Annotated in this window: 1 protein-coding gene; it reads left to right on the plus strand. The window is 42.1% G+C overall.

Features of this window, described 5'->3' with window-relative positions:
* The first annotated feature begins 51 nt into the window (after positions 1-51).
* Positions 52-13,491 (plus strand): tandem-95 repeat protein, encoded by a 13,440-nt coding sequence (locus tag AC0VZ4_RS06210; RefSeq protein WP_475441210.1) that lies wholly within the window; start codon positions 52-54, stop codon positions 13,489-13,491.
* Positions 13,492-13,527: the final 36 nt, after the last annotated feature.

Here is a 13,527-nt window from a genome sequence, read left to right on the forward strand (position 1 = left end):
ATCCCTAGAGGTCAAGGTACATGTCGTAATTTTACAAAGTTGGCATTGATAATGTCTACTTTATATAGCGTTAATGCCTCTGCAGGAACCTATACGTTTAACAATGTAAGTGGTGGCAATACGTCAACACTAACGAGCACTGTGGATGGTATTACGTTAACTGCTACCCAGTCTGCTGGCAATCCACTCACAGTTGAAAGTGGCTTTCTTCATTCAAACACTTCAAGAGTTGGAGAAACATGGACTTTGACTTTTAGCGCACCTGTTAGTATTACTCAGTTCGACATAGGTGAATTTACTAATGTAGGCTTGGGTCAAAACTATATTTTTACGCCAGATAACGGCACAGCAGTGACCATTGCAGATAATGATCCAGAGCTGAGTGACCTTATTGCCACGTTAAGCCCCACAGATTGGACATCGGTTAACTCAGTAATCATGAGTTATGAAAATAATTCTAGTGGGCATGGGGTTGGTATAGACAACATTATTTTTACAGCCGCAGCGCCAAGCAACTCAGTTCCGGTTGTTGATTTAAATGGTGGGATTCCAGGTACAGGGAGTTTTTCGGCGTTTACTGAAGGCAGCCCTGCTCCCGTGATTGCGCCCGATGCTAGTGCAGAGGATAGTGATGGCGACACAATAACAACAATAACCGTTGCATTAACAAATGATCAAGACGGATTGTTTGAAGGTCTTAATGTATCTGCCAGTGCGCAAAATGCACTCGGGGGTATTAGTGGTGCATCTGATATTAGTTTACAAGATACAATTTCTATTACAGGTGCAACAGCAACAACGTCTGAAGTTGCCACTTTCCTTAAAGCAATCACGTATAACAATACCAGTTCGTCGCCCAACACAACTTCGCGGACAGTGTCAGTTGTTATCAATGATGGCACTGAAAACAGTATTAGCCGTACAGCGACAATTTCAGTGGCTAACCTTACAGCGGCTAGTTCTACAGCGGCGGGTTTTAGTACCTTAGATGGTACAAATTTAAATCCGGCAATTATGTTTAGTAGTGACAACGAAACATTAACGATAAGCAATCCATCACATATTACAGGTTCAGTGGCTGATGGTGGTACTGGTACAGATACCATTCACGTTCCGACTGGATCCGATTTAACGGCTTTTACTACATTAACAGGCTTTGAAACATTATCAGTGCCTAGCAGCGTCACTTTAACGCTAAGTGAAGCGCAGCATGAGCAATTTACAACGATTTCGGGGAGCGGGGCTCCTGTCTTTACGATTACAGCAGGCAGTGGGGGCGATGCAAATTTAACGGCAAATAGCACGATCGCAACATACGTTTTAAATACACCCATTGCATTAACGCTTGTAGACAGAGACCAGTCTGTTACAGGTAGTAATTTAGCTGATTCAGTCGATATTTCCAACTTTGCGTACAGAGGAACCCTCGATGGTGGGGATGGTACTGATACACTTCTACTTATCGATGGTGCAAGTATAGCCGCTGCGACAATCTCAAACTTTGAAACACTTAATTTGAGCGGCGGTGGATCTCTGACTATGAAAGTAGCGCAGCATAACGCGTTTACTACAATTATAGGCTCAGGCACTGATCAAATTACCATTTCAGACGCAACTAATAGTTTAATTGCTGCGAATGATATTGAAACGTATGTGCTCGGTAGTGCAAACACAATTACCTTATCAAATGGCTCACAAAATATAACAGGCAGCACGGGCAATGATACGGTAAATATTGCAGGTTTAACGGTTACAGGTACACTCAATGCAAATGGTGGTACCGATACATTAAGCATGGCAACAGGTGCCGACACCACAAGTGCTACAGTGTCTAGTTTTGAAAACTTAACCCTTGCAACAAACTCATCGGTGGCTTTATCTGCAGCGCAAGTGAGTACATTTACAGGCACTATTACAGCGTCTGGCGCTGAAACGATTACGGTTTCGGGTGATGGTAACTTTACAACACTTAGCAATATTGAAGCGTTTAACGTTGGTGATGATTCAACAAATACACGAACAATTACGTTAGGTTCTTCGTCTGTTAATGTGACAAGCGCATCAACAACCGATGCAAATACGTTTGATGTCAGTGGATTAACGTTTACTGGAACAATAACAGGTGAAGCAAGCGTTAATGATACGCTATCTATCAGTAATACGGGGGATATTACTGGAGCAACAGTTTCCAATATTGAAAACCTAACACTTAGCAGTGGTGCACGGGTTTCAATGACGCGTTCGCAACACGCCGGTTTTACAGGCACTATATCTGCAATAGGTTCTGAAACAATTGATGTTTATGGCGATGGCGATTTTTCTACTTTCAGTGATGTTGAAACTTACAACGTACTTGATGATTCTTCAAACAGTAGAACAATTACGATAGTCTCTGCAACTCAAAATATAATAGATAGATCTAGTAATACAGCAATGACCTTTGCACTTGGTGGCGCTGGGTTTAGTGGTTCATTAACCTCAGATCTAAATGCTGCAGATAAGGTGAGTGTCACTGACGGTGCTGACGTGACTTCTGGCTCATTCTTTAATATTGGTACATTAAGCTTAGCCTCTGCAGCAACAGTAGCAATTGATGTTAATAATATTAATGATTTTAATACTGCCATTACAGGCTCTGCTGGCGCTGATACGCTAAAACTCATGGATGGTGGCGCCTTTAATTTTACTGGCACTACCGTATCGGGTATTGAAAACCTGGCAATCGGCACTAATAGCAACACGACTATCACCTTAACCGATAATTTTAATACTGATGCTGGCGTTGTGTCTTTTTCTAATGTTAGTGGCAGTGCAATTACAGCCGCAGTGACCCTGGATGCAAGTGCATTTAGCGCCGACATTTTAACCATGACCTCATCAGATTTTAATGGTGATGATGTACTTAAAGGTGGCTCTGGCGCCGATACTTTACGCCCAGGCGCTGGTACAGATACGCTAACAGGCAATGCAGGTAATGATAATTTTGTAGGTAGCTCATCACAGTTATCAGGGGACACAATTACCGATTTAGCCGCAGGCGATCGTATTACTATTACCGGTATCACAGGGCTTTCAGCCAGTAACGTTCGTTTTAATGGCACGAGTACATTAGAAGTAGATACCAACGCCACCGATTTTAATATTTCTGAACTTACTCTTTCACTTACTAATGCGCCTGGTAATGATTTGGCCTTTACGGTTGCTGATAGCGGATCAGATTCCGTTATTACATTTGTTTCAGCAAATTCTGCGCCTACATTTAGCTCGCTTAATGGCGGTGCTACGTTTATCGAAGGTTTAAGTGCAGTGAGCATTGATAGCGATATGACAATTGCAGATGCTGAACTTGATGCACTTAACAGCAACGCAGGGGATTACAACAATGCTAGCTTAACTATTCGCCGACGTGGCGGTGCGAGTGCCGAAGATCGATTTGGTCATTCGGGGCTATTAGGGACGTTAACTGAAGGTAATACATTTAGTTATAACGGTAATAGTGTAGGGACTGTTACCACAAACTCGGCAGGTACTTTAACGCTAACATTTAATAGCAATGCTACTTCTGCAATTGTAGACTCTGTTGCGCAAGCAATTACCTACGGCAATAACTCAGATACTCCTCTAAATGCAACTGTGCTTGACTATACCTTTAATGATGGTGTCGTAGATAGTACAGGTACTAATCAGGCATCAGTTACAATTACCTCGGTTAACGATGCTCCTACTGTATCAGCAGTCGGGGCTAATCCAACATTTACAGAAAATGGCTCACAAGTTGGTATTTTCTCTTCAGCCTCTATTAATGCTATTGAAAGCGGACAAAATATTGAGCAAATATTACTGACGGTAAGTAATGTAAAAGATATTGGCAATGAGTTCCTTCAATTTGGCACTGATGTTATTAGGCTAGAAAATAATGCATCCGGTACATATTCGGGGTCAGTTAATTTTAGTTATGTTGTCACTCTTAGCGGTTCAAAGGCAACGGTAACGATTGTCGCCTCAGACACTGCGGCCGTATGGCAGAACTATGTTCCTTTCTTAGCTTATAAAAATACGAGTGAATCACCGACAGAAGGAGATAGAGTTGTAACGCTAACGTCTATAAAAGATAGCGGTGGTACATCTAATGGTGGTGTTGATAGATCTACAGGTAGTTTTGGTTCTTCTACGGTTAAAGTAGTGGGTGTAAATGATGATCCAACAGACATTACTTTATCGGCAACAAACATCAATCAATCTTTAGTGTCTTTGGGCGCTGATGTTGGGACTTTAAGTACAACGGATCTTGATGATAGTACGCATACTTACACATTGGTAGCTCCTAGTTCATCAGCCAGTGGTTCGTGTTCATCAAATAGTGGTAACAGTAGCTTTCAAATTAATGGGAGCGTGCTAGAAACTCAAGCCGCCATTTCAGCAGGCACCTACATAGTATGTGTGCAAGCGGATGATGCTTCGTCATCGTTTAAAAAATCATTCACAGTAACGGTGACTGATAATATTGCACCGACAGGGCACAGCGTTTTAATAACTCAAGATACGATTACTCGAGATAATGAAGCCGCGTTAGGTTTTACTCTAAATGGGCTTGAAAGCAGCGGTTCATTTACTTACAAAGTGACTGATGGCTCTAATGAAATTATAGGTAATTCTAGAGCAATAACGGGAGCTTCAGCTCAGGTTACGGGTGTTAATGTAACCACTTTAAATGAAGGTACACTTACACTTTCGGTGACAGTATCAGATACCGCTGGGAATGAAGCCAGCGATGTAACGGCAACAATTGTTAAAAGCTACAACATTAAACCGGTACTATCAGGTACGCCATTGGCGACAATAGATGAAGATTCTCAATACAGCTTTACCGCAACGCTCACTGATCCGGATACAAGCGACATACATACGTTTAGTATTACTAATAAGCCAAGTTGGGCAACATTTGATACGGCCACAGGTTTACTGTCAGGAACACCCACCGATCAAGATGTAGGTACCTCAGCGAATGTCAGTATAAAGGTATCCGATGGTACTGAAGATAGCGCAGCGATGATATTTGATATTGAAGTAAAAAATACCAATGATGCGCCTGTAGGTCAAAACTTTGTATTTAGTTTAGATGAAGGGGCATTATTTGCAGCCATCCCTGTTAATGGTGTATTAAGCAATGCCACTGATGATGACCTTGATAGCGGTGATACATTCACTGCAGTGAAAGTGACAAACCCGTCATCGGGTACGGTTACGCTTAATAGCGACGGTAGCTTTAGTTATCAACATGATGGCAGTGAAAGCACGTCTGATAGTTTCACCTACCAGGTAGAAGATGCCGCAGGAGACAAGTCAGCAGTTCAGACGGTAAGCTTTACCGTTACGCCAGTAGAAGATGCCCCTATTGTGGTTGCCGACTCTATAACAACTGATGAAGATACTCCTGTTACTTTTAGTGTTGTTAGTAATGACAGTGACGCTGAAGATAATATGGTTGTATCTTCTGCTGCGATAGTGGACACACCGACTAAAGGGCAAGCTAGTATTGCAAATGGAATCGTAACTTATACACCATTGAGTAATGTATCTGGTACAGATTCATTTACATATACAGTAAAAGACAGCACGGGTTTAATATCTGAAAAAGCGACTGTATCGATTACTATAACCCCAGTGAATGATGCGCCGATTGCTATTAACTTTAATGAGATGGTCGATGAAGATACACCAACTTCTGCACTTTCAATTAGAAGCAACGCTACCGATATAGAAGATACTATTCCAACGGGTGATATTAGTGTTGTAGCACAACCATCCAAAGGGTCAGTGAGTGTTGATCAAAATGACGGTACTTTAATTTATACACCTACAGGCAATGAAAACGGAAGCGATACATTTACTTATACGATAGCCGACAGCAATGGTTTGGCATCAAATACAGCCTCTGTGACGGTAAATATAGGTGCGGTGAATGACCGTCCGGTTGTCGTTAATGATGCAGTGACGACCGATGAAGATACTGCGACCAGTGTGGCTATTTTAGCGAATGATTCAGATGTAGAAGACCAAGGTTTTAATGGCGCAAATGTGCTGTTAGAAAATAAAGGCGATGGTGCAGGTGAATATGATTTTGCCAGCGTAAGCGTGAACCTTGATGGTAGTTTAGCAATTACCCCTAAAGCAAATATAAATGGGGTTCACAGTTTTACTTACACCGTTACTGACAGTGAAGGACTTACTTCGCTGCCAGCCACAGTTACACTGAGTATTACGGCGATAAATGATGCCCCAGTTGCCGTTGATAACACAGCACAGTTACAAGAAGAAGGGCAGTTTGAGGTCAATGTTCTAGGTAATGATAGTGATGTTGATATTGGTGATAGCCTTAACGCGAGCTCTGTAACGATTGTTACTAACCCTGCAAATGGATCAGTGAGCGTATCAGCAACTGGTGCAATTGTTTACACGCCTCAAGCGAACTTTTTTGGCGATGATAGCTTTACCTATACGGTTGAAGATAGCAACGCAGCTGTATCAAATATAGCGACAGTGACTATGAGTGTCGCCCCCGTGAATGATAAACCGGTTGGCGTTGCGCAATCGCAATCACTGGATGAAGATGGCTCAATATTACTGACGTTAGTTGCAACAGATATAGATCAAGACACGTTAAGTTACCGGATAGTCAATGCGCCAAGCAAAGGAACTTTGGTACAGCAAAGTAACGATAGTTGGCTTTATACGACGAACGAAAACATTAATGGTACAGACAGCTTTACGTTTGTGGCCAACGACGGTGAAATTGATTCTGATGAAGTCACTGTATCGTTAATTATCAATGCAATTAATGATGCACCTACGGTAGCTGGGCAAGTACTTTCAACAAATGAAGATACAGCGCTAACGGTTACTCTATCGGGTAATGATATTGAAGAGCAGTCTCTAAGCTATCGAGTGGTAACTGAGCCTGTTAATGGCAGTGCGACCTTAACCGGTAACATACTTATTTATACACCAAACAGTAACTTTAATGGCAGTGACTCTGTGAGCATTGTTGCTAATGATGGTGAGCTTGATTCAGAGTTTGCACGTATTTCGATTACGGTCGACAGTGTTAATGATGCACCGTTGATAAGTGGGATACCTGCGGCATCAGTGAACGAAGACAGTGAGTATTTATTTATCCCGATAGCAAGCGATACGGATAATGATACGCTGACCTTTAGTATTAGTAATAAACCTAGTTGGGCGAGCTTTAATAGCGAAACCGGAAAATTAAGTGGTACGCCACTCAATGCGCAGGTAGGTAGCTACAGTAACATCATTATAAGTGTTAATGATGCAACAGTGACTCAAAGTTTAGCGCCATTTAATATTACGGTTATTAATACTAATGACGCACCAACAATCACGGGTACGCCGACAACACAGGTTAATGAAGAAGAGTCGTACAGCTTTACACCAAGTGCACAAGATATGGATGGGGATGCATTAACCTTCAGTATCATTAATAAGCCAAGTTGGGCTAGCTTTGACACCAGCACGGGCGAATTAACGGGCACGCCACAAAACGAGGATGTGGGCAGCTACGCGGCTATTACTATCAGTGTTAACGATGGCACAGATAGCGCCAGTTTAACGCCATTTACATTAGAGGTAACCAACACCAATGATGTGCCGGTAGGGCAAAACTTCGCGTTTAACCTCGATGAAGCCGCGACCTTAACCGTGGCACTTGCAAACGGGTTATTAAGTAACGCCAGCGATGATGATGCAGGCGACATACTCAGCGTAGAGCTGGTCAGTCAACCACAATTTGGTAGTGTCAGCTTAAACAGCGATGGTAGCTTTAGTTATCAACATGACGGCAGTGAAAACCACGGCGACAGCTTCACCTTCCAAGTTCGTGATAGCGCAGGTGCGTTATCGGAGGTACAGACAGTAACACTTACGGTAGCGCCGGTTGCTGATGCACCGGTTGCCATGGATGACAGTGCCACCACTGCAGAAGACACGCCAGTGAACTTTAGCTTGGTAGCGAATGACAGTGATGCAGAAGATGACCTAGTGGTCGCTTCAGCAGCTATTGTATTACCCGCGAGTAAAGGTACAGTAAGTATCACCAACGGCATTGCCATGTATACACCGAACAGCAATGTAACGGGGACAGACACCTTTACTTATACGGTAAAAGATGCGGCATTGAATACCTCAACAGCGGCGACAGTGACAGTCACCATTACCCCAGTGAACGACCTACCTGAGGTACAAGCTATCAGCTTAAGTGTGGATGAAGACACCGCATCAGCAGTGACCAATGTGCGTTCACTGGCCAGCGATGTGGAAGACACCATCCCAACGGGCACGATTAACTTAGTCAGAGCGCCAAGCTCAGGGCAAGTGGTGTTTGACCAAGCTGCGGGCACCTTTGTGTATACCCCAGATACGAACGTTACAGGGCAAGACAGTTTCACGTACACCATTACCGACAGCGAAGGCGGTGTGTCACTGCCAGGAACCGTTACGGTAAATATAGGTGCGGTGAATGACCGTCCGGTTGTCGTTAATGATGCAGTGACGACCGATGAAGATACTGCGACCAGTGTGGCTATTTTAGCGAATGATTCAGATGTAGAAGACCAAGGTTTTAATGGCGCAAATGTGCTGTTAGAAAATAAAGGCGATGGTGCAGGTGAATATGATTTTGCCAGCGTAAGCGTGAACCTTGATGGTAGTTTAGCAATTACCCCTAAAGCAAATATAAATGGGGTTCACAGTTTTACTTACACCGTTACTGACAGTGAAGGACTTACTTCGCTACCAGCCACAGTTACACTGAGTATTACGGCGATAAATGATGCCCCAGTTGCCGTTGATAACACTGCACAGTTACAAGAAGAAGGGCAGTTTGAGGTCAATGTTCTAGGTAATGATAGTGATGTTGATATTGGTGATAGCCTTAACGCGAGCTCTGTAACGATTGTTACTAACCCTGCAAATGGATCAGTGAGCGTATCAGCAACTGGTGCAATTGTTTACACGCCTCAAGCGAACTTTTTTGGCGATGATAGCTTTACCTATACGGTTGAAGATAGCAACGCAGCTGTATCAAATATAGCGACAGTGACTATGAGTGTCGCCCCCGTGAATGATAAACCGGTTGGCGTTGCGCAATCGCAATCACTGGATGAAGATGGCTCAATATTACTGACGTTAGTTGCAACAGATATAGATCAAGACACGTTAAGTTACCGGATAGTCAATGCGCCAAGCAAAGGAACTTTGGTACAGCAAAGTAACGATAGTTGGCTTTATACGACGAACGAAAACATTAATGGTACAGACAGCTTTACGTTTGTGGCCAACGACGGTGAAATTGATTCTGATGAAGTCACTGTATCGTTAATTATCAATGCAATTAATGATGCACCTACGGTAGCTGGGCAAGTACTTTCAACAAATGAAGATACAGCGCTAACGGTTACTCTATCGGGTAATGATATTGAAGAGCAGTCTCTAAGCTATCGAGTGGTAACTGAGCCTGTTAATGGCAGTGCGACCTTAACCGGTAACATACTTATTTATACACCAAACAGTAACTTTAATGGCAGTGACTCTGTGAGCATTGTTGCTAATGATGGTGAGCTTGATTCAGAGTTTGCACGTATTTCGATTACGGTCGACAGTGTTAATGATGCACCGTTGATAAGTGGGATACCTGCGGCATCAGTGAACGAAGACAGTGAGTATTTATTTATCCCGATAGCAAGCGATACGGATAATGATACGCTGACCTTTAGTATTAGTAATAAACCTAGTTGGGCGAGCTTTAATAGCGAAACCGGAAAATTAAGTGGTACGCCACTCAATGCGCAGGTAGGTAGCTACAGTAACATCATTATAAGTGTTAATGATGCAACAGTGACTCAAAGTTTAGCGCCATTTAATATTACGGTTATTAATACTAATGACGCACCAACAATCACGGGTACGCCGACAACACAGGTTAATGAAGAAGAGTCGTACAGCTTTACACCAAGTGCACAAGATATGGATGGGGATGCATTAACCTTCAGTATCATTAATAAGCCAAGTTGGGCTAGCTTTAATAGCGCAACAGGGCAACTTAGTGGCATACCAGCAAGAGAAAATACAGGTCAATTTACTAATATTGTTATTGCAGTAACTGACGGACAGCTTGAAGCACGCTTACCAGCATTTACAGTAACAGTAAGCAAGACAAATAAAGCCCCAGTGTCACAAAATATGATGTTAGATGTTCTTGAAGACGCTTCCATTACTTTTGCTCCAGATGTCTCAGATTTTGATGACGATATACTTACGCTAACAGCCATATCGCAGCCTCAGTTTGGTACTTTAAGTAAGCAAGGCAATGTGTTTACGTACTCACCAAATGCGAATTACTTTGGTATTGACAGTTTTACGTACATTGCAAGCGATGGTACAGAACAATCTGCAATCGCTACGGTAAGCTTGAATGTTGTTTCAGTGAATGACCGACCGGTTGCGAATCCTGATGTATTCTCATTAGATATAAATGAGGAAAATACGTATTTATTGGATGTATTAGCCAATGATACCGATGCTGATGAGCAGCCATTGAGTATTATCGGTGCAAGCGCGAGCGTGGGTAGTGTAACAATTGAAAATGGTGTAATTGCATATAAATCGCAAGCGAGTACGCAAGGGATTATTCAGATTAGTTACCTGATTGAAGATCCAGATAAAGCAAGAAGTAGAACGACTGCTAAATTAACGTTGAATAAACAAACAGATGATGTGCCAACGATTGAAACACCGGTTGATTTGGATATTAATGCTAAAGGATTGTTCACTAAGGTGGATTTAGGTGTACCGCTTGCTACTGACAATCAAGGTAACCGATTGGCAGTATCACTCGTTGATTCAACGTCATTGTTTACTCCTGGAAGTCATTTGGTGTATTGGCAGGCTTTTGACAGTAATGGGCTTGAAGCAATTGCTACACAGAGCATTAATGTTAATCCGCTTATTTCTTTAAGTAAAGATAGCCAAGTAGCAGAGGATCAAACATATCACTTTAATGTATTTTTAAATGGTGAGTCACCGACCTATCCTGTAACAATTCCTTATACCGTTTCAGGTACGGCCAACAGTGCTGACCACGATTTAACATCAAGTGAATTAGTTATTGAAAGCGGCGTCCAGGGGCAAGTAAGCTTTACTGTTTTTGCTGACTCAGAAATTGAAGGCAATGAAACAATTATTGTTTCATTAGCGAATACGTTAAATCTAGGTGCGAGATCAACGGTTAATATTACGATTGTTGAAGATAATGTAGCGCCTACAATCTCTACATCGATTAAGCAAAATGAGGAAGCTAGATCGCTTGTCACGATAGGCGAGGAGTTAGTCACTATTACTGGGGTCGCAGAGGATGTAAACCCAAGTGATAACGTAACACTAAATTGGTTATCACAAGATAACCAATTAACGAATACCAGTACAAATGAGGGGGAATTTGTTTTTTCAACGCAATCACTTGCTCCGGGTAATTATAAAGTGTCAGTGACTGCTGAAGATGACGGTGAACCAAACTTATCAACAACAAAAGAAATCTATATTGAAGTAGTACAGTCTCTTGATACCCTCGACTCGGGTGATTCTGATGGCGATCTAATACCGGATGATCAAGAAGGCTTTACCGATACTGATAATGACGGCATACCTGATTACCTAGATGCTATTAGTCAATGTAATGTGATACAAGGTCAAGTTAAAGACAGTGACAAGTTTTTAGTTGAAGGCGAGCCAGGTGTCTGTGTTAGAAAGGGCGTGACTGTTATACAAAATGTGACAGGAGGGGTTCAATTATTAGAGAGTGAATTACCAGCCGACGCTAACGCATTTAATATTGGTGGAGTATTTGACTTTATCGCGACAGGGCTTCCAAACCCTGGAGATACCTACAGTATTGTATTACCACAAAGAAAGCCAATCTCACAAAATTCCACTTATAGAAAGTTTAAAGAAGGCCAATGGGCTGATTTTGTATCAACAGCACAGGACCAAATATTATCTGCTGCGGGTGAACCAGGTTATTGCCCACCACCAAGAAGTAGTGAATGGACGCAAGGGCTAGCGGAGGGCGCATGGTGTGTGCAATTACAAATTGTTGACGGTGGTCCAAATGATGATGATGGAAAAGCAAATGGCTCTATTGTAGATCCTGGCGGTGTTGCTGTTGTGCGAACAACGAATCAATTACCACAAGCAAATCAAGATGAAGTAACGATAGGTGCAGGTGAATCTATTACTATTGATGTGTTAGAAAATGACACAGACATAGATGGAGATACATTAACACTGACAGGGGCGACGGTTGATTTTGGGCAAGTGAGTATTATTGATAATCAGATACTTTATACTCCGCCTACATCATTTATCGGTATTGCGACCATTGAATACAGCATTACTGATGGACAAGGAGGAACATCTAACAATAATGCTAAGGTTAACTTGGTGGAAAATAATGCACCAACAGCAATATTTGATACAGCCAGCACCACCGATCGCGTATCAATAGAAATTGATGTACTTGGTAATGATACTGATATTGATATGGATGAATTATTTATTATTAGTGCAGCGGCAACTTATGGCACTGTATCAATTAATATTAATGGCACTTTACAATACATGCCAAAGGTAGGTTTTGAAGGTGTTGATACTGTTGACTATACAATTAAAGACAGTAAAGGAGCTAAATCTTCGGCACAAGTTGAAATTACCGTTAGTGCAGTAAAATCAGTTTCTATTAGTAATAAGTCATCGGGAGGAAGTATGGGAGGCGTTGGGTTGTTGCTGATTTCAATGTTGGTATTTAGCCGTCGAAAGTCATTGTTTCCAAGTTTTGCGATAATTACTACAAGTTGCTTGATAAGTGGCAATGCACTCGCTGATGCATGGTCTTTTGAGGGAACTGTAGGTCAAGCTAAAGCTAAGCATTCTTTGGCAATAACGGACAGTGATGTTAAGACTATTTCAGTTGATGATAAAGATACTAGTTGGTCTGTGGGCGCTTACTATGAGCTAGCTCCTAATTGGGAAGTTGCAATACGGTATATTGATTTAGGGCAAGGACGTGTTGAATTAACAGCGGATACAACAACACCAAATGACCTTCATAATGACTACGCGCGTTATGTTCCAATTTTACCAAAAGGTGTTGCCACGGAAGTCGGATATCTATTTATGCCTGCTGAATCATTTAGTACTAAGTTGTTTTTGGGGGCTTATCGCCATCAATATAAAATACAAAGTGATATAACCAATGGTGCAACGCTAGAGTCTAAAAAGCATACGACCAAGCTTTATGCGGGTGGTTCGGTTGGGTATTCGATTTATAAAAATACCGAGTTACTACTCAAGTATAGCTACTATAAAGTGTCAAAAAACGATGTGAGTGAGCTATCTGCTGGCGTTAAAGTCCGCTTTTAAAGTCACTCTTAATAAATCAGCGCCGCTATTAAGGGG

Source organism: Pseudoalteromonas sp. QJM3NY_22, from assembly GCF_056173065.1.